The sequence below is a fragment of the Paraburkholderia sp. Clong3 genome (assembly GCF_050436485.1).
In the GTDB taxonomy this organism is placed as follows: domain Bacteria; phylum Pseudomonadota; class Gammaproteobacteria; order Burkholderiales; family Burkholderiaceae; genus Paraburkholderia; species Paraburkholderia tuberum.
Genome location: NZ_JBNDMH010000002.1, coordinates 1,313,907 through 1,337,102, shown reverse-complemented (window position 1 = coordinate 1,337,102; position 23,196 = coordinate 1,313,907). Strand labels below are relative to the sequence as shown.

At 64.9% G+C, this 23,196-nt stretch carries 21 protein-coding genes, 1 other RNA gene and 1 pseudogene; 13 read left to right on the top strand and 10 right to left on the bottom strand.

Translation table 11 applies throughout. The annotated features are described in order from the left end of the window. Positions 1-163: 163 nt before the first annotated feature. Entirely contained in the window at positions 164-595 is a 432-nt protein-coding gene (locus OKW30_RS10400) for a YidB family protein (RefSeq protein ID WP_018418148.1), read from the bottom strand. A gap of 101 nt (positions 596-696) precedes the next feature. Then, positions 697-1,272 carry a ComEA family DNA-binding protein gene (locus OKW30_RS10395; RefSeq protein WP_429346647.1) on the bottom strand — a complete coding sequence of 192 codons (576 nt, stop codon included), beginning with the start codon at positions 1,270-1,272 and terminating at the stop codon, positions 697-699. Between the two features lie 310 nt (positions 1,273-1,582). Here OKW30_RS10395 and OKW30_RS10390 point away from each other — a divergent pair, with 310 nt between their 5' ends. Both OKW30_RS10390 and OKW30_RS10385 read left to right on the top strand, forming a co-directional pair. Next, a complete protein-coding gene (locus OKW30_RS10390; protein WP_184063717.1) occupies positions 1,583-2,110 on the top strand; it encodes a MerR family transcriptional regulator in 528 nt (175 codons plus the stop codon). Beyond that, positions 2,029-2,439 (top strand): carboxymuconolactone decarboxylase family protein, encoded by a 411-nt coding sequence (locus OKW30_RS10385; RefSeq protein WP_090804613.1) that lies wholly within the window; start codon positions 2,029-2,031, stop codon positions 2,437-2,439. Before OKW30_RS10390 ends, OKW30_RS10385 begins: the two co-directional genes overlap by 82 nt. A 121-nt stretch (positions 2,440-2,560) precedes the next feature. On the opposite strand, the gene OKW30_RS10380 is transcribed toward OKW30_RS10385, so the two are convergent. From OKW30_RS10380 to trxA, 7 genes and pseudogenes are all read right to left on the bottom strand, one after another. Then, on the bottom strand, positions 2,561-3,940 hold the full coding sequence (locus OKW30_RS10380) for an MATE family efflux transporter (RefSeq protein ID WP_184063711.1): 1,380 nt from the start codon (positions 3,938-3,940) through the stop codon (positions 2,561-2,563). Between the two features lie 2 nt (positions 3,941-3,942). Then, the gene (locus OKW30_RS10375; protein WP_184063708.1) at positions 3,943-5,700 is read right to left on the bottom strand and encodes an ArnT family glycosyltransferase; all 1,758 of its coding nucleotides are present in this window, start codon (positions 5,698-5,700) and stop codon (positions 3,943-3,945) included. Positions 5,701-5,976: 276 nt separating this feature from the next. Further along, positions 5,977-6,240, bottom strand: a complete 264-nt coding sequence (locus OKW30_RS10370) for a type B 50S ribosomal protein L31 (protein ID WP_090804621.1) — start codon at positions 6,238-6,240, stop codon at positions 5,977-5,979. A gap of 180 nt (positions 6,241-6,420) precedes the next feature. Continuing rightward, positions 6,421-7,254: a zinc-dependent peptidase gene (locus OKW30_RS10365; protein ID WP_429346646.1), complete on the bottom strand. Its 834-nt coding sequence runs from the start codon at positions 7,252-7,254 to the stop codon at positions 6,421-6,423. A gap of 33 nt (positions 7,255-7,287) precedes the next feature. After that, positions 7,288-7,915 (bottom strand): annotated as a pseudogene (locus tag OKW30_RS10360) (MFS transporter); the annotation flags it as partial. A gap of 150 nt (positions 7,916-8,065) precedes the next feature. Beyond that, the gene (gene rho, locus OKW30_RS10355; protein WP_184028958.1) at positions 8,066-9,334 is read right to left on the bottom strand and encodes a transcription termination factor Rho; all 1,269 of its coding nucleotides are present in this window, start codon (positions 9,332-9,334) and stop codon (positions 8,066-8,068) included. A 281-nt stretch (positions 9,335-9,615) separates the two neighbouring features. Continuing rightward, positions 9,616-9,942, bottom strand: coding sequence for a thioredoxin TrxA (trxA, locus tag OKW30_RS10350; RefSeq protein WP_013089343.1), 327 nt, complete (start codon positions 9,940-9,942; stop codon positions 9,616-9,618). A gap of 509 nt (positions 9,943-10,451) precedes the next feature. On the opposite strand from trxA, the gene ffs reads away from it, so the two are divergent. From ffs to OKW30_RS10310, 8 genes are all read left to right on the top strand, one after another. Next, an RNA gene (gene ffs / locus OKW30_RS10345) (signal recognition particle sRNA small type) lies at positions 10,452-10,550 on the top strand. A gap of 182 nt (positions 10,551-10,732) precedes the next feature. Next, a complete protein-coding gene (locus tag OKW30_RS10340; RefSeq protein ID WP_429346645.1) occupies positions 10,733-13,282 on the top strand; it encodes a DNA polymerase III subunit gamma/tau in 2,550 nt (849 codons plus the stop codon). A 73-nt stretch (positions 13,283-13,355) separates the two neighbouring features. Further along, positions 13,356-13,682, top strand: coding sequence for a YbaB/EbfC family nucleoid-associated protein (locus OKW30_RS10335; RefSeq protein WP_008923976.1), 327 nt, complete (start codon positions 13,356-13,358; stop codon positions 13,680-13,682). A 227-nt stretch (positions 13,683-13,909) separates the two neighbouring features. Next, the gene (gene recR, locus OKW30_RS10330; protein ID WP_018418135.1) at positions 13,910-14,506 is read left to right on the top strand and encodes a recombination mediator RecR; all 597 of its coding nucleotides are present in this window, start codon (positions 13,910-13,912) and stop codon (positions 14,504-14,506) included. A gap of 108 nt (positions 14,507-14,614) precedes the next feature. Then, positions 14,615-15,856 (top strand): CaiB/BaiF CoA transferase family protein, encoded by a 1,242-nt coding sequence (locus tag OKW30_RS10325; protein WP_429346644.1) that lies wholly within the window; start codon positions 14,615-14,617, stop codon positions 15,854-15,856. 160 nt (positions 15,857-16,016) lie between these two features. Beyond that, entirely contained in the window at positions 16,017-17,054 is a 1,038-nt protein-coding gene (locus tag OKW30_RS10320) for an ABC transporter substrate-binding protein (protein ID WP_429346643.1), read from the top strand. Positions 17,055-17,181: 127 nt separating this feature from the next. Then, on the top strand, positions 17,182-17,994 hold the full coding sequence (locus OKW30_RS10315) for an ABC transporter ATP-binding protein (RefSeq protein ID WP_184003433.1): 813 nt from the start codon (positions 17,182-17,184) through the stop codon (positions 17,992-17,994). A 71-nt stretch (positions 17,995-18,065) separates the two neighbouring features. Next, a complete protein-coding gene (locus tag OKW30_RS10310) occupies positions 18,066-18,890 on the top strand; it encodes an ABC transporter permease (protein ID WP_090804632.1) in 825 nt (274 codons plus the stop codon). A 78-nt stretch (positions 18,891-18,968) separates the two neighbouring features. Here the strand turns inward: OKW30_RS10310 and OKW30_RS10305 are convergent, their stop codons facing one another. Further along, entirely contained in the window at positions 18,969-19,943 is a 975-nt protein-coding gene (locus OKW30_RS10305) for an NADPH:quinone oxidoreductase family protein (protein WP_429346642.1), read from the bottom strand. A 343-nt stretch (positions 19,944-20,286) separates the two neighbouring features. On the opposite strand from OKW30_RS10305, the gene surE reads away from it, so the two are divergent. Genes surE through OKW30_RS10290 form a run of 3 tightly spaced genes read left to right on the top strand, consistent with a single transcriptional unit; the run spans position 20,287 to position 23,185 of the window. Continuing rightward, positions 20,287-21,045, top strand: a complete 759-nt coding sequence (surE, locus tag OKW30_RS10300) for a 5'/3'-nucleotidase SurE (protein WP_184063695.1) — start codon at positions 20,287-20,289, stop codon at positions 21,043-21,045. Further along, the gene (locus OKW30_RS10295; RefSeq protein ID WP_184063692.1) at positions 21,042-22,229 is read left to right on the top strand and encodes a protein-L-isoaspartate(D-aspartate) O-methyltransferase; all 1,188 of its coding nucleotides are present in this window, start codon (positions 21,042-21,044) and stop codon (positions 22,227-22,229) included. The genes surE and OKW30_RS10295 overlap by 4 nt, the downstream gene beginning before the upstream one ends. A gap of 5 nt (positions 22,230-22,234) precedes the next feature. After that, entirely contained in the window at positions 22,235-23,185 is a 951-nt protein-coding gene (locus OKW30_RS10290) for a peptidoglycan DD-metalloendopeptidase family protein (protein ID WP_184028933.1), read from the top strand. Positions 23,186-23,196 lie beyond the last annotated feature (11 nt).

The window sequence follows — 23,196 nt, the reverse complement described above, 5'->3', positions numbered from 1 at the left end:
ACGCGAAGGGACGACGGCAGGCGAGTCGTTCCCGCCAACGTTAAGAAACCGGCAACGAAGGTGACTTCGTTGCCGGTTTTCTTTTGCCCGCCGATTTCAAACCGGTGGCATCACCGTGGAGCGAAGGTCTCTGCAAGCCGCCAGCGCATGGCGCACAGCGTGCTTAAGCGTTGCCCTTGTTGCCGAGCAGCGCCGACAGGCCGCCGAGCGCGCCGAGCACCGTGGTCGCGTTCAGCTTGCCATCGGCCGGCACTTCGCCTTCCGGCGTGGCCGCGTTGACGACGTGCGGCAGGATCTGCGACAGCAGACCCGTCACCTGATCCGGCTGGACGCCGGCCTTGGCGGCGAGACCGGTCACGGCTTCCGAGCCCAGCACGTTATGCAGCGCGTCGGGTGCGATCGGCTGGTTTTCGCCATTGCCGACCCACGACGACACGACGTCGCCGAGGCCCTTTTCCTGGAAGCGCTGGATCAGGCCGTTCAGGCCACCAGGCTGGTTGTTGACGAATTCGAGCGCGGCGGCGATCAGCGCTTGCTGGCCGCCGCCTTCTGGCGATTTGCCAAGCAGGGAACCGATGGTGTCGAGTAGGCTCATGACGGTCTCTCTTCAATGCCGGCGCGTATGACGGCCGGGCGGGTGACGTCGACGCGCGGTTGCGTGTCGCGGTGAAACGCAGGGCGGCAGCCCCGCCGGCATCATGCGCCGGACGCAGCCGCGGCGGATGCCGCCTTGCTCTTCTTCGCTTTCTTCTTCGAAGCCTTGGTGCCGGACGCGTCGGCCGGTGCGCTAGCCGCGACGGCCGGAGCCGAAGCGGCTGCCGCTTCGGATGCTGCGGCCTTGTCCTTCTTCTTCGACTTCGACGGCTTCGCGGCCGAGGCGGGGGCAGCCGCGGCCGGCGCTGCCGTCGTGGCAGCGGGCGCGGCGGCGGTGGTTGCCGCGGGAGCCGCCGGTGTGGTCTTCGTGGCCGACTTGGTGGACGTCTTCGCGCCGGTCGGCGGTGCCGACGAGCCGTTGATCGTCAGTCCGGCCGCTTCGAGGTTCTCGACCGATTTCTGGCCGATGCCCTTCACACGCGCGGCGAGATCGTCGGCGTTCTTGAACGGGCCGTTTTTGGCGCGTTCGTCGAGAATCGCTTTCGCATGCACGGGGCCGATGCCCTTGACCGATTCGAGCGCGGCCTGATCGGCGGTATTCACTTCCACGGCCGCGGCAAATCCGGCCGACAGCAACAAAGCCACAGCGACGCAAAGCATGAAAAGCTTCTTCAGCATGGCAAGCACTCCATTGAGGGCAAAAAGTTAGCCGGGAACGGACGACCTATCCTGTCAGCGGGCGCTGCGTTTAAGCATAGGACAAATCGCAGGCCCGATTTGAGATAGCGGACGATTTATACCGATCGATTGATGACAAGTAAATCCGCCACACAATATTTAAAGCTTTTAGCGGCATGCAGTGCCGGTGAATTTATCGGTCGATATCGGTCGCGATAACTCGTCTGCGATAAAGAATGAGCAACACAAAGGAATGACAGCGTCCGACGCTTGACTTAGAGTGCACTCGAAGTCCTAACCTGAGTCCGTCATGTCGAAACACTCAACCGCGCTCACCATCGGTCAGGTCGCCGAAACGATCGGCGTGTCCACGCACACGCTGCGCTATTACGAACAGGCCGGCCTGATCCGGCCGGTCGGACGCACGCAGACGGGGCATCGGCTGTACTCGCCGGCCGATCTCGACTGGTTGTGCTTCGTGATGCGTCTGAAGGCAACGGGCATGTCGATCTCCGGCATGCAGCAGATCGCCGCGCTGCGCGCGCAAGGCCATCCGACGATGCGCGCACGCCGCGACCTGCTGGTTGCGCATCGCACCGCGCTGCTCGCGCGGATCGCCGATCTGCAGAGCAACCTCGGCGCGATCGACGACAAGATCGCGTACTACGAGGCGGCCACGAGCGGCGCGCTTGAGCCCGACCCGGCACGACAGGACGACGAAGCCTCGTCGCCCTCACACCCCGATAAGGACTCGCAATGGACTACGCACACAACGACCGCTACGCGCGGGGCTGGGACAAGCTCAGGGAAATCGACGGTTCGGCGGGCGAGCAGGTAATCGCCGCGCTCGCGCCCGTCGCGCCGGAATTCGGACGCCTGTTGATTGAATTCGGCTTCGGCGACATCTACAGCCGGCCGCAGCTCGATCTGCGCACGCGTGAGATTGCGACGATCGCATCGCTCGCGACCCTCGGCTGCGCGCAGCCGCAGCTGAAGGTACATATCGAGGCGGCGCTGAACGTCGGCTGCACGCGCGAGCAGATCGTCGAGGTGTTCATGCAGATGGCGCTTTATGCGGGCTTTCCGGCCGCGCTCAATGCGCTGTTCGCGGCGCGGGAAATTTTCGAGGCCAAGGATCGGGAGGGGCAGGCCGCATACGCGGCGTGAGCGGGCTGAGCTGCGTGGGGAACGGAAAGGCGGATGCAGAACAGGTCGTCTCTCACTCCGGCTTGGGCGCAACTGACGGTCCGGTCGGTGCTATTCGTGGCCTTCCCAACCCTCCATCCCCTCAAACAGCCGAATCAACCAGCGCCGCCGCAGCCTCGCGCAAATAGCGCTGGCTCACGAATCGCCAGTACACGAGCAAGCCGAGCCCGGCAATCGCGAGACTTGCGGTATTCGCGACCCAGAAGCCGCGCGCGCCGGTCAGCCAGGGCGGCGTGAGGCCGGTCGTATCGAAGCCGAGCGCATAGCCGCCGCCGAGCCCGACTCCCCACAGCGCCACCGCATAGATGATGGTCGGCACGACCGCGACCTTGTAGGCGCGCAGCACGAACGCGGTCGAGATCTGCAACGCGTCGAACAGGTGGTAGCAGGCGACGATCAGCACCAGCGGCAACGCCTTCGCCGCCACCTGCGCGTTCGTCGTATAGCCGTCGACGATATACGGCCGCAGCACGAGCACGAGCGCGCCATAGCAGCACGCGATCGCAACCGCCATCGCGATGCCGTGACGCGACAGCGTGCGCGCCGCCTGCGGCCGATGCGCGCCGAGCGCCTGCGCGACCAGCGTCGACGACGCGATGCCGATCGACAGTGGCGTCATATAGAGCACCGCGCCGACGTTGCCGGCGATCTGGTGCCCGGCGAGCGTCGTCGTGCCGAAACGCGCGATGAAAAGCGCCATGAAGGTGTACGACGTGACCTCGATCAGATACGACAGCCCCATTGGAATACCGAGCCGCAGTTGCGCGGCCTGGCGCTTCCAGACCGGCCAGCAGAAGTGCGTGAAGATGCCGAGTGCCTTGAAATCGTCGACGCGCGCGAGCAGCAGCATGCCGAGCGCCGCGAGTGCCCAGTTGAGCAGCGTGCTCGCGAGCGCGCAGCCCGGACCGCCCAGCGCGGGCACGCCGAGGCCGCCGAAAATGAACCAGGTATTGAGCGGAATTTTCAGCAGCAGCGCGGCGATCTGCAGGAACATCACGAGCCGCGGTTTGGCGAGCGCATTGGCAACGGAGCCGTAGACCCGGAAGGCGAGGCCGGCGGGCAGCCCGAACGCGAGAATCCGCAGGTACGCGAGCGTGCGCTCGTGCAGCGCGTCGGGCACCCGCGACAACGCCAGCAGCGCTCCGGGGAAGAACAGGATCAGAAAGCCGATCACGGTCAGCGCGGCAGCAAGCCACCATGACTGGCGGACCTCTTCGCCGATCTCGCCGTAGCGACGCGCGCCGTACAGTTGCGCGGTGATCGGCTGCAGCGCGGTCAGGATGCCGGTCAGGCCGATATAGACCGAGACGTAGATCGACGAGCCGAGGCCGAGCGCGGCCAGATCGACGGCCGAGTAGCGCCCGACCATCGCCGTGTCGATCACGCCGAACGCGATGATGGCCAACTGGCCGATCAATACGGGCCACGCGAGCGCGGCGATCTTCCGTACGTCGGCGAACATGGTCAGTCGCGCTTCTTGTGCCAGTTGCGGCGCTTGCCGGGCGGCGGCTTGGGACGGTCGATGCGCACGTACAGGCGGAAGCGCTCGTCGCGGTCCGCCGCGCGGCGGCCTTCCCACACGAGCTTCCAGATGTAGTCGGGCATCGCGCTCGGGTTGCCGTAGTCCTGCGAGTCCTGACGCAGGATTACGTCGCAGTCCTGGTTGAACGAGAAATGCATGTCGCCGAAATACGCGAATGTCGCGATCTGCGCATTGCCTAGGCGCACCGGCGCGATGCACGTGTAGTCATCGGGCAAGTGGGCGGCGATCTGCTGCGCGACGTCGCGATAGGTCCGGCTGTAGTTGACGACCGGCAGCCACAGCGTCATCAGCAACACCCACATCAGCGTGGTGCCGGCGCTCGACAGCACGACGCTGCGCCACAGCACCTTCGGATGACGCGCGAGGCGCCAGCGCACCAGCAGGAACCAGCACACGGTCACCGCGACCGCGCACACGAACGACAGAATCTTGAACTGCGGCACGAAGCCGGGCGCGAGTCGCGCGAGATTGCGCGCGAGCGGATGCGGAAAGCCGGTCAGGCCTGCCACATACACGAGCCATACGAAGCTGCCGAGGATCGTGAAGCTCAGCAGCGCGAACCAGTCGATCGCGTTGATCGCGCCGCGCTTGAGCGTCGGCAGCGCGAAAGTGGCGAGTACCGCAAGTGGCGGCAGCAGCAGCATGTAGAGTCGGTTCGACTGATGGCTTTGCAGCACGACGAGCACGAACAGCGGCCCGATCACCGACAGCGGAATCGCCACGTGCGGCGCGCGCCGCAGTCCCTGCCAGCTGAACCACGACCACAGCGCGAGTGGCCAGGCGGGCCATGTGAAGAGCGGCAGGTTTTTCAGCGCATACGCGGCGACCGAGCCGGGCGGGCCCGCGAACGAACTCAGGCTCACGTGCAGCCACTGGTTCAGATACCAGACAGCGTCGTCCGGGAACGCGGTGAGCGCGATGATCGGCCACGACACCGCGAGCACGAGCGCCACGGGCAGACCCGCGAGCAGCAGCCAGCGCGATCGCGTTTCGCGTACGATCAGCGTCATCGCGAGCGTGCCGAGCAGCAGCGCGCCGACCAGCACCGGGCTGCTCGCGAGTGTGACGAGGCCGATCGCGAGACCCCAGATCAGCGCGCCCTGAATCGGCTTGTCGATCATGCGCACGAGGCCGTACACGAGCATCGCGATGCAGACGAACTGCGCGAGCTGCGGCGTGGTCTCGTGACCGCGCTCGGCGAGGCCGAAGCACGCGAGCAGGATCAGCAGTGCGCCATCGGCGAGCGTGCGGCCATAGTCGCGCGGTTCCGGCTCGCCGCCGAACGCATATTTGAATGGCTGCACTTCGGCGCGCCGGCCGAGCAGATACGCGGCGTACCAGACGAACGCACAGCCCGCGCAGAACATCAGGCCCGTGAACACGCGCGACGCGTTGCTCGCGTCGACCCACGGTGCGAGGATGCGGATCGCACTCGCGCCGAGCCAGTAGCCGAGCGGGCCGTCCTCAGTCAGATATTTGCCGACGAGATTCGGCAGCAGCCAATCGTGCGCGCCGCCGTTCGCCATCGTCCACATCACACCAAAGCCGGCTGCGTCCTCGTTCTTCCACGGATCGCGGCCGAACAGGCCGAACGAGGCGTAGACGATACAGATGGCCAGCAGCAGCCAGCGCGGCAACGCACTGGTCGCAGAGGCGGTGAGGCGAACGACAGGTCTCATGCGGTGTGTGGAGTCTGGATAAACGATGCAGCCGGAGCGGCCCGGCAGGTCAGGGCGCGAGGGCCCGTTTCGAGCATCCGGCATTGTAGTCGTGCCGTGCGATGCACGTCACGGCCGGTAACGCCCGGCAACGTCAATGGACAAGCTGTAACACAGTGTCGCGAAAGCGCGGCGTGCGACCCAGCGGGCGCACAAGCGCAGGCGACAAAAAAGGGCAGCTCGCGCTGCCCTTTCTGTTTGCTCCGTTGCCGGCCGGTAGCCGGCACCGTTGCGGTATTACTTTACTGCCTTGCCCGAAGCACGTGCGCCGAACTTCTTATTGAACTTCTCGACGCGGCCGGCCGTGTCCATGATCTTTTGCTGGCCGGTGTAGAACGGATGCGATTCCGACGACACTTCGATCTTCGCGAGCGGGTAGGTCTTGCCGTTGAATTCCGCGGTTTCGCGCGTCTGGATGGTCGAGCGCGTCACGAACCTGAAGTCGTTCGACATGTCGACGAACAGGACTTCGCGGTAATTCGGGTGAATGCCTTCTTTCATGGTCTTTCCTTTAATCTGGCGGTAGCCAACCCGCGTGCAGCCTCGAATGGGACTGCCTTCAGGCGCGAGCCACTTGCCTACGGTCGAAAAACCGCGATTATGCCAGAAAATCAGTCGCTTGGCGATTTTTCTGCCAGCGGATTCTCTTGCGGCGCAAGCGGCACCCACATTCGCGGCGTCTCAAAGGGGCGTGAACGTCAAACCGACGCGCGCTGGATCTTGCCGGTAGTAGCGCGCGAGCAGTCGGTACAGTTCCGGATACTCCGCCTCGAACGCTTGGGGCCGCACGAACAGCGCCTCGCTGCATACGGCAAAAAATTCCGACGGATGGTCCGCCGCATACGGATCGATCAGCGACTCGCGTTCGAAACGCGCCCAGCGTCGCTCGGGCACCGCGTCGACTTTCGCACAGAAGTGATCGTATGCATGGTCGAACACATCGGCCCATGTCTGCGCATCGAGCGGCGCGTGCCAGCGGCGCATCAGCGGCGGGTGGCCATCCGCTTCGCCGTTGAGCATGTCGATCTTGTGCGCGAACTCGTGGATCACGACGTTGTATGCGTCGCTGCCATCGGTCATCTGCGCGTCTTCCCACGACAGCACCACCGGGCCGCCTTCCCACGCCTCGCCGCTGGCGTCGTGTTCGATCTCGTGCACGACGCCATCTTCGTCCTCAACGGTCTTGCGGATCACGAACTCGCCCGGATAGACGATCACGCCGACCCAGTCGCGATACAGATCGAGGCTCAGGTTCAGCACCGGCAGGCACGCCTGCGCGGCGATGCCGACCGTCATCGCATCGGTCAGCTCGAGCTCGTGCGCGGTCGAGAACTCCTTCTGCGCGAGGAAGAGACTCGTCATCTCGCGCAGCCGCGCGAGATCGGGCGCTTCCAGATGCGTGAGAAAGGGTAGGCCGGCGAGTGTCGCCTGCCACAAGGAATCGTCGATCGCGTAGTCGCGCAGCGCGCGCTCGCGACGCCGTGCGCCCAGCCAGTTCGTGAGTTTCGACAGCATGCTTGGAGCCCACCTTCAGTCGATCTGTTTTTGCTACGCGGCGAACGGGCCGCCGCATATCGCGACGCCGATCAGAAAATAGAAACCGTCGAGCGACGCGAGCAAACTGGCGCTGCTGCGCAATCGACCGGCTGATCGACGCGATCGCGAGCGCGTGCGCTTCGCTCGCCGCATGACCGGCGGCGGCGGAGCCGCGCGCCAGCGTCGCGAGCGCGTTCTGGTAGACCGGATTGTACGGATTCACGGACTCCGCGAGGCGACTTTGATGCAGCGCGAGCCGGTGCTGCTCGACGATGATCACCGAGGCGGTCGCGAAGGAGATGGTCAACTGCCGGACGATGTTTTTCAGCCGGTAGCCGTGCGTGAACCCCTCCTCGATCAAGAAGATGCGGCACGTCAGATTCGCGACCGGCGGCACGATGAACAGCAACAGCAGGCCGCGCAGCAGCAGCGGCAGGGCGAGCGCCGCCTCGCCGACGTCCGGTGACATGCGTGTCATCCGCCCGGCGGCGAACGCGGCCACCCCGAAGCCCGGCACGATGATCCACTTCTTGCGCGGCAGCAGCTTCGCAAAACGCAGATAGACGAACAGCGCGCTCGCCGAAATCAGCGACGTGGCGCCGACGAGCCGCCCGGTGTTCTCGACGGGGTAGCCGAGGCCCCTCCGAGAAACCGCGTGTACGTTCACGCTGATGTTGAGGCGGCGTATTGTCTCTGCGGACGATGGACGAAAAAAAACCGCTCGCAGTTTGCGAGCGGTTTTTCATGCGTTGCAGTTGCCGACTAATACGGCCAGCACGAACGTCGCGCGTTAGCTGCCGCCGCCACGACGCATCATGTCGAAGAACTCGGAATTGCTCTTCGTCTGGCGGATCTTGTCGAGCAGGAATTCCATCGACTCGACTTCGTCCATGTCGTGAATGAACTTGCGCAGTACCCAGATCTTCTGCAGCGCTTCGGGCTTGATCAGCAGCTCTTCGCGGCGCGTGCCCGACTTGTTCAGGTTGATTGACGGGTAGACGCGCTTCTCGGCGAGACGGCGCTCGAGGTGCACTTCCATGTTGCCGGTGCCCTTGAACTCTTCGTAGATCACATCGTCCATGCGGCTGCCGGTTTCGATCAGCGCCGTGCCGATGATGGTCAGCGATCCGCCTTCCTCGATGTTGCGCGCCGCGCCGAAGAACCGCTTCGGGCGCTGCAGCGCGTTCGCGTCGACACCGCCCGTCAGCACCTTGCCCGAGGCCGGGACCACCGTGTTGTAAGCGCGCGCGAGACGCGTGATCGAGTCGAGCAGAATCACGACGTCGTTCTTCATTTCGACGAGGCGCTTGGCCTTCTCGATCACCATTTCGGCGACCTGCACGTGACGCGCGGCGGGTTCGTCGAACGTTGAGGCGATCACTTCGCCGGCCACCGAACGCTGCATTTCCGTCACTTCCTCCGGACGCTCGTCGATCAGCAGCACGAACAGCACGACGTCGGGATGGTTCTGCTTGATCGCGTGCGCGATGTGCTGAAGCATCACGGTCTTGCCCGACTTCGGCGACGCGACGAGCAGGCCGCGCTGGCCCTTGCCGATCGGCGCGATCATGTCGATGATGCGGCCGGTCACGTTCTCTTCGCCACGCATTTCACGTTCGAGCAGCAGCACCTTGTTCGGGTGCAGCGGCGTCAGGTTTTCGAACATGATCTTGTGCTTCGAGGCCTCCGGCGGCTGGCCGTTGACCTTGTCCACCTTCACCAGCGCGAAATAGCGCTCGCCGTCTTTCGGCGTGCGCACTTCGCCTTCGATCGTGTCGCCCGTATGCAGGTTGAAGCGGCGGATTTGCGACGGGCTGATGTAGATGTCATCCGTGCTGGCGAGGTAGGAGGTTTCCGGCGAACGCAGGAAGCCGAAACCGTCCGGCAGCACTTCGAGGGTGCCGTCGCCGAAGATCGTGTCGCCCGCTCTGGCTCGTTTTTTTAGAATGGCGAACATCAATTCCTGCTTGCGCAGGCGGTTCGCGCTTTCGATCTCGAGGCCATTGGCCATCTCGATCAATTGGGACACGTGTAGAGTCTTAAGCTCGGATAAATGCATACGGAGAACCCGCAGGAGAAGGTGCGACGAAATGAAATCTGGGAGGAGGGTGAGCGGAACCGCTCAAAGACTTACACGTCTTTTCGACGTTTTGTGGATTCTAGCATAGCACACGCCAATTTAAGCCAGTGCGGCAGCGTGGCATCTTTGTTGCAAAGCGTGTTGCCGGTTGACAACACGCTTGACCGGCGGGCGCGGCGGTTTGCTCACCCGATGCGCCCGATTCTCCAACTGCCTGCGGCGCGCGATGGACCCGCGAGCGCCGCGGCGTACTGCTTGCTTTACAGGTTGCCGTCGAGGAACGCGGTGAGTTGCGACTTCGACAGAGCTCCGACCTTCTGAGCGGCAACGGCGCCGTTCTTGAACAGGATCAATGTGGGGATGCCGCGCACGCCAAACTTGACCGGCGTGGACTGATGCTCGTCGACATTGATCTTCGCGACTTGCAGGCGATCGGCGTAATCCTTCGCGACTTCGTCGAGGATTGGCGCGATCATCTTGCACGGACCGCACCATTCGGCCCAGAAATCGAGCAGCACGGGTTTATCGGATTTCACGACGTCCTGTTCGAACGATGCGTCGCTAATATGCTTGATTTGTTCGCTCATTTATGAATACCTCTCTCGGTTCGAGGCCCGCCTGAATTGCTCGCCACGATACGTCAAAAACTGGGAATACTTCCGTTCGCTTTGCCGCATCCAGAGCCTCGCCGCGCATGCCTGTGAAAATCAGAGGAACCGTCTGAAAAAACGCCGGATTTTCACGCAATGCGCGGAAAGAGTCGCGTATGCGGGTCTTTCAACTGGCAGTGTAGCTTAATTCGCTATGCGTTGCCGATGGCGATAGTACTCATCAACGCAGTGGGGCTAATAGGCCGCCGCCGCAGCGTCGGCCGGTTTCTGCGGCTCACGGCGACCGCGTTGCAATCTAAATGGTGTCGCGCGCGGCGAACTCAAGTGCCGCGCGTGGCGCGCGTCGCCGCGGTGGCCGGGAGGGTGTCTGGCGGCGTGCAGAAAGCGGCCGCAAACCGCGCGAAGCCGTTCGTAGCGGAGCGTCGTTCGCGTTTTGCTCGTGTCAACAGTCGCACAATGCGCGCGGCAATGATAGAATCCTTCGTGACGGGCCTCCTCGCATGGAGGGATGGTCAACCTGGTCAGGTCGGGAACGAAGCAGCCACAGCCGTTTTCCACCAGTGCCGAGGGTCGGGCTCGTCACCTTTCCTTGCTTTTTTCTCCGCGGCCGTTTTCACGGCTTCTGCGCAGTTTCTCCTCAGTCATTCCGAGCTTTTGTATTGATCGTTCGCCGTCTTCGGATGGAGCGTCGTCGTGGCCGTTTCGCGCATTTCACGCGTCTTCCCGAATCGGTTTTGCGCGCCATTGTTACTGATACAATTTCCGGATGACCTATCAAGTTCTCGCACGCAAATGGCGGCCGAAGGATTTCGCTTCGCTCGTCGGACAGGAGCACGTGGTGCGCGCGCTCACCCATGCGCTCGACGGCGGCCGTCTGCACCATGCCTATTTGTTTACAGGTACGCGCGGCGTCGGCAAGACCACGCTGTCGCGCATCTTCGCGAAGGCGCTCAATTGCGAGACCGGCGTGACGTCGACGCCGTGCGCCGTATGCCGTGCATGTCGCGAGATCGACGAAGGGCGCTTTGTCGATTACGTCGAAATGGACGCGGCGAGTAATCGTGGCGTCGATGAAATGGCCGCGCTGCTCGAGCGCGCGGTGTACGCGCCCGTCGATGCGCGCTTCAAGGTCTACATGATCGACGAAGTGCACATGCTGACGAACCACGCGTTCAACGCGATGCTGAAGACGCTCGAAGAGCCGCCGCCGCACGTCAAGTTCATCCTCGCGACCACCGATCCGCAGAAGATTCCGGTCACCGTGCTGTCGCGCTGTCTGCAGTTCAATCTGAAGCAGATGCCGGCCGGCCATATCGTGTCGCATCTCGAACGCATTCTCGGCGAAGAGAACGTGCCTCACGAGGCGCAGGCGTTGCGCCTGCTCGCGCGCGCGGCCGACGGTTCGATGCGCGACGCGCTATCGCTGACCGATCAGGCGATCGCCTATTCGGCGAACCAGGTCAGTGAAGACGCGGTGCGCGGCATGCTCGGCGCGCTCGACCAAAGCTATCTGATCCGCCTGCTCGACGCGCTCGCGCAGGGCGACGGCGCGGCGGTGCTGGCGGTCGCCGACGAGATGGCCTTGCGCAGCCTGTCGTTCTCGACGGCGCTGCAAGACCTGGCGAGCCTGCTGCATCGGATCGCGTGGGCGCAGTTCGCGCCTTCGTCGGTGCTCGACGAATGGCCGGAGGCGGCCGACTTGCGCCGTTTCGCCGACGTGTTGAGCGCCGAGCAGGTGCAACTGTTCTATCAGATCGCGACGATCGGCCGAAGCGAACTGGGCCTCGCACCCGACGAATACGCGGGCTTCACGATGACGCTGCTGCGCATGCTAGCGTTCGAGCCGGCGCCGACAGGCGGCGGTGGCGGAGCGGCGGGAGCCGCTGGCACGCAGAGCGGTGCGGGCGGCGCCGGCGCCGGTGCGCAGCGCTCGGGTGCACCGACGGTTGCCGCGCTGCGCGCGCTGTCACCGTCGTCCGCGACGGCCATGGCAACTGCTGCGCCCGTTCGTGGACCTCAGGTAGGCGTTGCCGGCGAGGAGCAGGGCGACGCGATGAAATCGACCGCGCCGACTGCAAAGCCGATCGCGAAGCCCGCAGCCGACTCCGCGCAATCTGAAGCAGCACCGCAATCGCCCAACGCCGAAGTCGCCCGCGTGACAGAAGCGCCTGCCATTACGGCACCCCCGCTGGCGCCGTGGGAAGACGCGCCCGCGAATGCCGTCGCCACGATCGCCAGCTCGAGCGCGCCGGTCTCGAACGAAGTTTCCGACATCGCACCTTCGTCCGCACCGAGCGCGCGTGCAACTGCCGCGCCTGGTCGCGCGGAAGAGGCCACGTCACCGGAACCGGAAGCGCGGCCGGAATTGGCGGCGCCCGCTTCAATGGCGGCACCGGCGGCCGCAGCCGACTCCGTGCCGCGCCGCGCGGGCGGCGCCAGCGCCGCGCTCGACGTGCTGCGCAACGCCGGCATGAAAGTATCGTCCGACCGTGGCCGCGCTAACACGGACGTGTCCGCGAAGCCGGCCGCACCGAAGCCGGCCGCACCGAAACCCGCCGCGCCGCGTGTGGTCGTGCCGGTGCCGACGCCCGGTGCGTCACGCCGCGTGTCGCAGGACACCGCCGCGCAGGCTGCGCCCACTCGCGACGCAAATAGCGGCGCGAGCAGCAATGCGCAGCAGAACAGCCCGTCGACCCCACCATGGGACGACATGCCGCCCGACGACTACCTGCCGTTGTCGGCCGCGGACGACGCGTACTTCATTCCGCCAGACGACAACTTCGTGCCGGTGTTCGACCACGGCCCCGACGACGTCCGCATGGACGGCGCGGCCGCGCAGGCCGCCGCGCCGGCGCCGGTCGCCGATACGCGCCCGCTGCCGCCTGCCGTGCCGCTCGATCCGCTAGGTTTCACCGGCGACTGGCCGGCGCTCGCCGTCGACCTGCCGCTAAAGGGCATCTCGTATCAGCTTGCGTTCAACAGCGAACTGATGGCGCTCGACGGCAGCACGCTGAAGCTCAACGTGCCGGTGCCGCAATACGCAGAAGCGTCGCAGGTCGCTAAACTGAAGGCAGCGCTCGTCGAGCGGCTCGGCCAGAACGTCGACGTGCAGGTCGAAGTCGGCCCGGCGCGCCGTACCGCCGCCGCGCACGACGCGAAGCTGCGCGCGCAGCGCCAGCAGGAAGCCGAGCGCGAGATCAGCGCCGATCCGTTTGTGCAGTCGCTGATTCGCGAGTTCGGCGCGAGCATCGTGCCGGGCTCGATCCGCCCGATTACCCCGGACGCCGCCCCGAACGGCGCGTCGCCGGCCCACTGATCCATCGTTCGCGGCGTCGTCGCGGCGCGGCGCCGGAATGCCAGATTCCACGCTATCTAGAAGGAGCACGTCCATGATGAAAGGCCAACTCGCCGGGCTGATGAAGCAAGCCCAGCAGATGCAGGAAAACATGAAGAAGATGCAGGAGCAACTCGCGCAGATCGAAGTCGAGGGGCAGTCGGGTGCCGGTCTCGTCAAGGTGACGATGACCTGCAAGAACGACGTGCGCCGCGTGTCGATCGACCCGAGCCTGCTCGCCGACGACAAGGACATGCTGGAAGATCTCGTCGCCGCCGCGTTCAACGACGCCGTGCGCAAGGCCGAGGCGACCGCGCAGGAAAAGATGGGCGGCATGACCGCCGGCCTGCCGCTGCCGCCGGGTTTCAAGCTGCCGTTCTGAACCTGTTCTGATTGAGAGAGGGCTGAAGCGGGTGAGCGCCGCGGCGATTGATTGCCGCGGTGCGAACGCAGACGCTCGCCGCCGCGCGCCGCGTGCAGGCTGGAAACATCGAACCTGCAGCCGTGCGTGAAAGCGTCGTCGCGGCGTGAAAGCGCGGCCCGGTTCGAGCAACGCCCCCGCATCCCAATTCGCCCACCCGAGCACCTCCCACGTCGACGCCGATCCGCATGAAACAACCTTCCGCCCTGTCGGCGCTCGTCGAAGCGCTGCGCGCGCTGCCCGGTGTCGGGCCGAAGTCCGCGCAGCGCATGGCGTATCACCTGATGCAGCACGATCGCGAAGGCGCCGAAAAGCTCGGGCGCTCGCTGTTGTTCGCGACCGAGCATCTGCGTCACTGCGAAAAGTGCAACACATTTACCGAAGCGCAGATCTGCGAGGTCTGCCTCGATGAGGAGCGCGATCCGTCGCTGCTGTGCGTCGTCGAAACGCCGGCCGACCAGATCATGCTCGAACAGACGATGACCTATCGCGGCCTCTATTTCGTGCTGATGGGGCGGTTGAGTCCGCTCGACGGCATCGGCCCGAAGGAAATCCATTTCGACCGGCTCGTGAAGCGCGCGTCGGATGGCGTCGTCAAGGAAGTCGTGCTGGCCACCAATTTCACCAACGAGGGTGAGGCTACCGCGCATTACCTCGGACAGACGCTGAAGGCGCGCGGCCTTGCCGTGACGCGTCTCGCGCGCGGCGTGCCGGTGGGCGGCGAGCTCGAGTATGTCGACGCGGGCACGATCGCGCGCGCGATGCTCGACCGTCGTTCGATGTAGCCACGCGGCTTTCGTTGGTCGCCGCCATATCCGTCCAGGCACGCATCGTCGCAAGTCGTTGCAAACCAGACAGACCGGGTACACAACGATGCAGAACCAGGGAGACTCATGAGCGCCACCCCCGAATCAGGCGCGAGCGCCGCACCGCATGACGCGTGCGGTCCGCTCGCCGGCGTCAAGGTGCTGGAACTCGGCACGCTGATCGCCGGGCCGTTCGCCGCGCGTTTTCTCGGCGAGTTCGGCGCCGACGTCGTCAAGATCGAGGACCCCAAAGGCGGCGACCCGCTGCGCAAATGGCGCAAGCTGTACCCGGAAGTCGGCGGTACGTCGCTGTGGTGGGCCGTGCAGGCGCGCAACAAGAAGTCCGTCACGATCAACCTGAAAGCCGAAGAGGGCAAGGAGATCGTGCGGCGCCTCGCGAAAGAGGCCGATATCGTCGTCGAGAATTTTCGGCCCGGTCTGCTCGAAAAGCTCGGGCTCGGCTACGACGTGCTGTCCGCCGAGAACCCCGGCCTCGTGATGGTGCGTCTGTCGGGCTACGGCCAGACGGGCCCGTATCGCGACCGGCCCGGCTTCGGCGCGATCGCCGAGTCGATGGGCGGTCTGCGCCATATCACCGGCTATCCGGATCTGCCGCCGCCGCGCATCGGCATTTCGATCGGCGATTCGATCGCCGCGCTGCACGGTGTGATCGGCGCGCTGATGGCGCTGCATCACAAGCAGATGAATGGCGGCAACGGGCAGGTCGTCGACGTCGCGCTGTACGAGGCCGTCTTCAACATGATGGAAAGCGTGGTGCCCGAATACGGCGTCTACGGCATGGTGCGCGAGCGTACCGGCGCGTCTCTGCCGGGCATCGTGCCGTCGAATACGTATCCGTGCCGCGACGGCAGCATCGTGATCGGCGGCAATAGCGATCCGATCTTCAGGCGCCTGATGATCGCGATCGAACGCGACGATCTCGCCAACGATCCGGCGCTCGCGCATAACGATGGCCGCGTGCCGCGCACGCAGGAAATCGACGCCGCGATCGGCGCGTGGCTGTCCACGCGCACGATCGACGAAGCGCTCGCGGTGCTGAACGCGGCCGACGTGCCGGTGGGCCGCATCTACAGCGTCGCCGATATGTTCACCGATCCGCAGTTCATCGCGCGGCAGATGATCCAGCGGTTCAAGTGGCAGGACGGCAAGGAAATCACGCTGCCCACGGTTACGCCGAAGCTGTCGGCGACGCCCGGTGAGACGCGCTGGCTGGGGCCAGAACTGGGTGAACATACCGATGAAGTCCTGCAATCGCTAGGTTATGATGCTGACGGCATCGCGCGGTTGCGGGCGCAACAGATCGTCTGATGCGCACAGCGCAACGCATGGAGAAAGGCGCGTAAAGCGCGGCGCTGACGCACGATTCGCGCCTTGCGACCGGCAGCCCCACACCGTGGCCAAGCGCTTGCGCAACGCGCACACGGGCGGTCAAAAAGCCGGACGACAAAAAATCTGGAGACAACGGACCATGCAACGCAGAACCTTCCTCGCCGGCGGTGCGGCGCTCGCGGGCGCCTCGCTCGCGGCCACGCCGTTCGCTTTCGCGCAGGGCAAGCCCGAGACCACCAAGGTCGCCATCGCGGTCGGCGGCAAGAACCTGTTCTACTACCTGCCGCTGACGATCGCCGAGCGCCGCAACTACTTCAGGGACGAGGGGCTCGAAGTCGAGATTTCCGACTTCGCGGGCGGCTCGCAGGCGTTGAAGGCGGCAGTCGGCGGAAGCGCAGACGTGGTCTCCGGCGCGTTCGAACACACGCTGCTGTTGCAGGCGCAAAAGCAGATGTTCCGCGAATTCGTGCTGCAGGGCCGCGCGCCGCAGATCGTGCTGGCGGTGTCGAAGAAGACGATGCCGAACTACAAGTCGATCGCCGATCTGAAGGGCAAGAAGATTGGCGTGACCGCGCCGGGTTCGTCGACGGCGATCATGGCGAGCTTCGTCCTCGCGAAAGCAGGGCTCAGTCCGAAGGACGTCGCGTTCATCGGCGTGGGCGCCGGTGCCGGCGCGATCGCCGCGCTGCAGTCCGGGCAGATCGACGCGATCGCCAATCTCGATCCGGTCGTCACGCGCCTCGAGCGCGCCGGCGACGTGCGCGTCGTGTCGGATACCCGCACGCTCACCGATACGCACATCGTGTTCGGCGGCGACATGCCGGCGGGCTGCCTGTACGCATCGCAGTCGTTCATCACGAAGAACCCGAACACCACGCAGGCGCTGACCAATGCGATGGTGCGCGCGCTCAAGTGGCTGCAGAACGCGAGCGGCAGCGAACTGATCAACACGGTGCCGGAGACCTATCTGCTCGGCGACCGCGCGCTCTATCTCGACGCGTGGCAGCACGTGCGCGAAGCGATGTCGCCCGACGGCCTGATGCCCGCCGACGGTCCCGCGACGTCGCTGAAGACGCTGAAAGCGTTCGATCCGGTGATCCAGAACGCGCAGATCGATCTGTCGAAGACGTGGACCAACGACTTCGTGAAGAAGGCGCTCGCGACCGTCAAGGCATAAACGACGCGGCGCGCGCACAGGCGCATCGAATGGGACGTGGACAGGGCGATTCGCCGCGTCCACAGCCGTCGCCCCAGCGTCGCCGCGACAACTCCCCGCTAACCCGATTCCCGAAGCGAGCCGTACGATGACCGTTGCTGCCCTGGCGCTCGAAAACATCACCTGCACGTTCGCCGCGCGTGACAACCGCGCCCAGCGCTACACAGCAGTTAAGGACACGACGCTGCGTATCGAACCCGGCGAGTTCGTGTCGGTCGTCGGGCCGACTGGCTGCGGCAAGTCCACGCTGCTGAACATCGGCGCGGGGCTGCTCCAGCCGTCGACGGGCGGCGTCAGCGTGTTCGGCGAAAAGCTCAGCGGCCTGAATCGCCGAGCGGGCTATATGTTCCAGGCAGATGCGCTGATGCCGTGGCGCTCGGCGCTCGACAACGTGATGGCCGGCCTGTCGTTTCACCGCGTGCCGGCCTCGGAAGCGCGCGCGAAGGCCGAAGAGTGGTTGAAGCGTGTCGGCCTCGGCGGCTTCGGCGACCGCTATCCGCATCAGCTGTCGGGCGGCATGCGCAAGCGCGTCGCGATGGCGCAGACGCTAATCCTCGACCCCGACATCATCCTCATGGACGAGCCGTTTTCCGCGCTGGATATTCAAACGCGGCAGCTGATGGAAAACGAGCTGCTCGATCTCTGGGCCGCGAAGCGCAAGGCCGTGCTGTTCATTACGCACGATCTCGACGAAGCGATCGCGATGTCGGACCGCGTGGTGGTACTGTCGGCCGGGCCTGCGACGCATCCGATCGGCGAGTTCCGGATCGATCTGCCGCGGCCGCGCGATGTCGCCGAAATCCGTTCGCATCCGCGCTTCGTCGAGTTGCATGCGCAGCTCTGGGGTGTGCTGCGCGACGAGGTGCTCAAGGGTTATCAGCAGCAACTGACCGCTGTTTAAATGTGCCGCGCATCCCCGCCTGCGCATCGAAAAGAAGACGTGTTCAATAATCGTCCAAGGCAAACCAAGTCATGTGGAAGACGTTGCGCCCGAGCCGGGCGAATCTGGTGATCTGGCAGTGGCTGCTGCTCGTGCTGTGCTTCGTGCTGTGGTACGTGCTGACGAGCCCGACGCTGATACCGCCGTTCTATTTCGACGATCCGAACAAGGCGGCGTTTTTCTTTGGCGAGCCGCAGAAAGTACTGCAGCGGATCTGGGAATGGTTCACGGGCGGCGAGATCTATCTGCATCTGTGGATCACGCTCGTCGAGACCGTGCTCGCGTTCGTCTTTGGCACCACGATCGGGCTCGGCGTCGGCCTGTGGCTCGCGCTCGCGCCGACCGCGAGCGCGCTGTTCGATCCGTACGTGAAGGCCGCGAACTCGATGCCGCGCGTGATTCTCGCGCCGATCTTCGGCGTGTGGTTCGGCCTCGGCATCTGGTCGAAGGTCGCACTCGGCGTCACGCTGGTGTTCTTCATCGTGTTCTTCAACGTCTACCAGGGCGTGAAGGAAGTGAGCCCGGTCGTGCTCGCGAACGCACGCATGCTCGGCGCGAACCGCAAACAGCTGCTGCGTTTCGTCTATCTGCCGAGCGCGATGAGCTGGGTGTTTTCGAGCCTGCATACGTCGGTGGGGCTTGCGTTCGTCGGCTCGGTGGTGGGCGAGTATCTGGGCTCGGCGCGCGGCGTCGGCTATCTGATCCTGCAGGCCGAGGGCACCTTCGATATCAACACGGTGTTCGCGGGGATTCTGGTGTTGACCGCGTTCGCGCTGATTCTCGATGCGATCGTCGGGACCGCGGAGCGGCGTTTGATGAAGTGGCAGCCGCGCACCGGGGATACAGAGAAGTTGTGAACGTGGATCGCAAGCGGCGCGGCGGCCGAAATCGCAATCGGCCGCCGCGCCGTTTTTGATGCTGCTTTATTGGTTGTGCTACGGCGTGATGACCACCTTGCCGATCACGCGGCGCTCGGCCATGTCGCGCAGCGCGCGGCCGGTGTCGTCGAGCGAGTAGCGGGCCGACACGTAGGGCTTGAGCTTGCCTTCACGAATCCAGCCGGTCATCTGCTCGAATGCCGCGCGATTGCGCTGCGGCTCACGCTTTGCGAAGTCGCCCCAGAACACGCCGACCACGCTTGCGCCCTTGAGCAACATCAGGTTCAGCGGCAGCCTTGGAATCTCGCCATTCGCAAAGCCGACCACCAGATAACGCCCCCTCCAGCCGATGCTGCGAAACGCCGGCTCCGCATACACGCCGCCGACCGGGTCGTAGATCACGTCCGGACCTTTGCCATCGGTGAGCGCCTTGATGCGCTCGCGCAGATCCTCGGTGTTGTAGTTGATCGTCGCGTCCGCGCCGTGCTTCACGCAGGTCGCGAGCTTTTCGTCGCTCGATGCCGCCGCGATCACGCGCGCGCCGAGCGCCTTGCCGATTTCGACCGCCGCCAGCCCGACGCCGCCGGCCGCGCCGAGCACGAGCATCGTCTCGCCCGGCTGCAGCGCGCCGCGATCGACCACCGCGTGATGCGAGGTGCCATACGCGAGCGTGAACGCGGCCGCGAGTTCGAACGACACGTCATCGTCGAGCGGCACGCAGGCCGCGGCGGGCGCAAGCGCCTGCTCGGCAAAACCGCCGGAGCCGGTGAACGCGGCCACGCGCGAACCAGGCTTGAACTGCGTGACGTCTTCGCCCACCGCGCGCACGATGCCCGCGGCTTCCGAACCGGGCGTGAACGGCAGCGGCGGCTTGAACTGGTATTTGTTCTCGATGATCAGCACGTCGGGAAAATTGACGGCCGCGGCCTTCACGTCGATCACGACGTGGCCAGGCGGCGCTTCGAGATCCGCCAGGTTGTCGACGACCAGGCTCTCGGGCGGCCCGTACTGCTTGCAGCGAATCGCGCGCATCGTGTCTCCGTATCGTTCAGGGTTTGCACTGTTTTCGAGTGTAAAGTAAAGCGCACGACCGTGCGATTTATTGCGCTGCGGGTTACAACGTGCAGCGCGCTTTTGATGCGTCGCGCGCGCTTCTCGCGCAAGCCGTATTGCATTGCACAGCGCGAAGTACGCACAGGATGCCGATTCACGACGAGCGCGCACGGCCGCGCGTTCAGTGCGAAGCAGCATCTTTGCGTTCGATACAAGCATCCGCGCACCTGGAAAATACTGGCTCGCACGACGCTTGTGCACGCCACGCGGACACGCCGTCCATGTCGTTCGCGTGCCATCTTTCCTCGGTTACAATCGGCGCATGCGAATCCTACTCAGCAACGACGACGGTTATCTGGCGCCGGGCCTCGCCGCGCTTTACGAAGCGCTGAAGCCGATCGCCAACGTCACCGTGATGGCTCCCGAACAGAACTGCAGCGCCGCGTCGAATTCCCTGACGCTGTGGCGGCCGCTGTCGGTTCTGCGTTCGGCGAACGGTTTCTACTACGTGAACGGCACGCCGACCGACTCGGTGCACATCGCACTGACCGGCATGCTCGACCATACACCGGACCTCGTCGTGTCGGGTATCAACAACGGCCAGAACATGGGCGACGACACGCTGTATTCCGGCACCGTCGCAGCCGCCACCGAAGGCATCATGTTCGGGGTGCCGGCCATCGCGTTCTCGCTCGTCGACAAGGACTGGGCGCATCTCGAAGACGCGGCCCGCGTTGCCGCCGAAATCGTCGCGCATTATCTCGCGCGGCCGTTGCCGGGACATCCGCTGCTGAACGTCAATATTCCTAACCTGCCGTATGACGAACTGCGCGGCTGGCAGATCACGCGACTCGGCAAACGTCATCCGTCGCAGCCGGTGATCCGCCAGACCAATCCGCGCGGCGAACCGATCTATTGGATCGGCGCCTCGGGCCAGGCGCGCGACGCGAGCGAAGGCACGGACTTCCATGCGGTGGCCAACGGCGCCGTGTCGATCACGCCGCTGCAGCTCGATCTGACCTACACGCAAATGCTGCCCGCGGCGCGCGACTGGCTGCGCGCCGGGAGCGGCAGTTCATGACCGGCGAGCGCGCGAAGCGCTTTCCGTTAGGTCTCGAGGACCTGGTGCGCGAACCGCGCCGGCCCGAGGGACGTCCGGGTGAGATGCGCGCGGCGGCGCTCGCGGCGAGCGCGGCGTTGAACGCACGGCAGCAGTCGGCGAAACCGACGCAGGGCGGCGCAGCCGCACGGGCGCAAGCGAGGACCTCAGCTGCTGCGCAATCTACGCCGGCGACGCGACCCCAGGTGATTCCCCAGGCGAAGACGCAAAGCGCTTCGTTCGGTACGTCAACGGCGGCGACCGGTGCAATGCCGCCAAAGCCGCAGGCCGCGCCAGTCGCAAAGACAACGGCGAACTCGTTGGCTGGTGCATTGGCGGGGCAGCCTGTCAAGCAAGCACCAAAGTCGTCGGTCAAGCCAGGCAAAAACTCGACGCATGCGTCCGGCCACAGCGCACGCGCGACGCCATCGCCACTCCAGTCGCAACTGCAGCAAAGCGCGAAACCCGCGCCGAACGCCGCGTTGGCCGGTGCAATGAGCGGCGCGATGAACAACGCCTTGGCGCTGACCTCGGAACGGGTTCGCGAACGCATGGTCGAACGCGTGCGAGCCAATGGCGTCAGCGATCAGCGTGTGCTGAACGCGATGGCGGCGGTGCCGCGCCACATGTTCGTCGATCCGGGTCTTGCGGCCCAGGCGTACGAAGATGCCGCGCTGCCGATCGGTCATCACCAGACTATCTCGAAGCCGTCGGTGGTTGCGCGAATGATCGAACTCGCGGCGGCCGGGCGCGCGCTGAACACGGTGCTCGAAATCGGCACCGGTTGCGGCTATCAGGCGGCGGTGCTGAGCCAGGTCGCGCGCGAGGTTTATTCGATCGAACGCATCAAGCCGCTGTCCGAGCGCGCGAAGACGAATCTGCGTCCGCTGCGCATTCCGAATATCCGGCTGCATTACGGCGACGGGCGGCTCGGTTTGCCGTCGGCGGCCCCGTTCGACGCGATCGTGATCGCGGCGGCCGGGCTCGACGTGCCGCAGGCGTTGCTCGAGCAGCTTGCGATCGGCGGACGTCTGGTTGCGCCGGTCGGCTCGCAGGAAGGACAGAGCCAGGTGCTGACGCTGATCGAGCGCCTCGGCCCCGCGCAATGGCGCGAGTCGCGGCTTGATCGCGTTTTCTTTGTACCCTTAAAATCCGGAGTGATTTGACACCGATGAGTATGTTGCGCGCGATGCAGAGAACCACCCCGAATACCCCCCTGACCGTAACCCAGCGCAGCGTGTGCGTGCTCGCCTTGTCCCTGTTGATGACGGCCTGTGCATCCCGGCTCGACCAGGCGCCCGTCGTCGACCGCTCCGGCGGCGGCACGCTCGCCACCGCGCAGGGCGCGGCGCAACCGGCGGTGCCGCTCGGCCCGCCGCCGCCCGGCTACTATCGCGTGAAGCCGGGCGATACGCTGTACCGCATTGCGCTCGAAAACGGCCAGAATTACCGCGACATCTCGACGTGGAACAACCTGACCAACCCGAATCAGATCGAAGTCGACCAGCTGCTGCGCGTCGTGCCGCCGGGCGCGAATACCGCGGCCATGACGCCGGGCGTGTCGACCGCGCCGATCGGCAGCACGGGCGCGGTGCAAAGCGCACCGCTGAACAACAACGCGCCGGCCGTGGTCGGCGCCGCGATGCCGCCGCTCTACGGCGGCGCGACGAACGGTACGCCCGCGAATGGTGCGGTAGCTGCGCCTCCGGCCAATCCCTCTGCGGCGAGCGCCGACATCGGCAGCGCCGCGGCAGGCAACGTAGCATTTGCATGGCCGGTGCGCGGTCCGCTGCTCAACACGTTCAACGACTCGACTAACAAGGGCGTCAATATCGGCGGCTCCGCGGGCGAGCCGGTTAAAGCGTCAGCCGATGGTCGCGTCGTCTATGCCGGAAATGGGCTGCGTGGTTACGGCAATCTCATTATCATCAAGCATGATGCAACTTATCTCACTGCGTATGCACACAACCGCGCTTTGATGGTAAAAGAGGGGGACGCGGTTACGAAGGGGCAGAAGATCGCAGAGATGGGCAATAGCGATTCCGACCGTGTGATGTTGCATTTCGAAGTTCGCCGACAGGGTAAACCAGTCGACCCACTGAAGTATTTGCCGCCGCAATAAGCGATACGACC

Excerpts from the sequence above, each read along its gene's own strand:
- OKW30_RS10365 (WP_429346646.1), bottom strand. The coding sequence starts at position 7,254 with ATGCTGTCGAAACTCACGAACTGGCTGGGCGCACGGCGTCGCGAGCGC.
- OKW30_RS10320 (WP_429346643.1), top strand. The coding sequence starts at position 16,017 with ATGCAACGCAGAACCTTCCTCGCCGGCGGTGCGGCGCTCGCGGGCGCC.
- OKW30_RS10290 (WP_184028933.1), top strand. The coding sequence starts at position 22,235 with ATGAGTATGTTGCGCGCGATGCAGAGAACCACCCCGAATACCCCCCTG.
- OKW30_RS10305 (WP_429346642.1), bottom strand. The coding sequence starts at position 19,943 with ATGCGCGCGATTCGCTGCAAGCAGTACGGGCCGCCCGAGAGCCTGGTC.
- OKW30_RS10295 (WP_184063692.1), top strand. The coding sequence starts at position 21,042 with ATGACCGGCGAGCGCGCGAAGCGCTTTCCGTTAGGTCTCGAGGACCTG.
- OKW30_RS10375 (WP_184063708.1), bottom strand. The coding sequence starts at position 5,700 with ATGAGACCTGTCGTTCGCCTCACCGCCTCTGCGACCAGTGCGTTGCCG.
- OKW30_RS10335 (WP_008923976.1), top strand. The coding sequence starts at position 13,356 with ATGATGAAAGGCCAACTCGCCGGGCTGATGAAGCAAGCCCAGCAGATG.
- OKW30_RS10400 (WP_018418148.1), bottom strand. The coding sequence starts at position 595 with ATGAGCCTACTCGACACCATCGGTTCCCTGCTTGGCAAATCGCCAGAA.
- rho (WP_184028958.1), bottom strand. The coding sequence starts at position 9,334 with ATGCATTTATCCGAGCTTAAGACTCTACACGTGTCCCAATTGATCGAG.
- OKW30_RS10370 (WP_090804621.1), bottom strand. The coding sequence starts at position 6,240 with ATGAAAGAAGGCATTCACCCGAATTACCGCGAAGTCCTGTTCGTCGAC.
- OKW30_RS10380 (WP_184063711.1), bottom strand. The coding sequence starts at position 3,940 with ATGTTCGCCGACGTACGGAAGATCGCCGCGCTCGCGTGGCCCGTATTG.
- OKW30_RS10390 (WP_184063717.1), top strand. The coding sequence starts at position 1,583 with ATGTCGAAACACTCAACCGCGCTCACCATCGGTCAGGTCGCCGAAACG.
- trxA (WP_013089343.1), bottom strand. The coding sequence starts at position 9,942 with ATGAGCGAACAAATCAAGCATATTAGCGACGCATCGTTCGAACAGGAC.
- surE (WP_184063695.1), top strand. The coding sequence starts at position 20,287 with ATGCGAATCCTACTCAGCAACGACGACGGTTATCTGGCGCCGGGCCTC.
- OKW30_RS10310 (WP_090804632.1), top strand. The coding sequence starts at position 18,066 with ATGTGGAAGACGTTGCGCCCGAGCCGGGCGAATCTGGTGATCTGGCAG.
- OKW30_RS10315 (WP_184003433.1), top strand. The coding sequence starts at position 17,182 with ATGACCGTTGCTGCCCTGGCGCTCGAAAACATCACCTGCACGTTCGCC.
- OKW30_RS10395 (WP_429346647.1), bottom strand. The coding sequence starts at position 1,272 with ATGCTGAAGAAGCTTTTCATGCTTTGCGTCGCTGTGGCTTTGTTGCTG.
- OKW30_RS10385 (WP_090804613.1), top strand. The coding sequence starts at position 2,029 with ATGGACTACGCACACAACGACCGCTACGCGCGGGGCTGGGACAAGCTC.
- OKW30_RS10340 (WP_429346645.1), top strand. The coding sequence starts at position 10,733 with ATGACCTATCAAGTTCTCGCACGCAAATGGCGGCCGAAGGATTTCGCT.
- OKW30_RS10325 (WP_429346644.1), top strand. The coding sequence starts at position 14,615 with ATGAGCGCCACCCCCGAATCAGGCGCGAGCGCCGCACCGCATGACGCG.
- recR (WP_018418135.1), top strand. The coding sequence starts at position 13,910 with ATGAAACAACCTTCCGCCCTGTCGGCGCTCGTCGAAGCGCTGCGCGCG.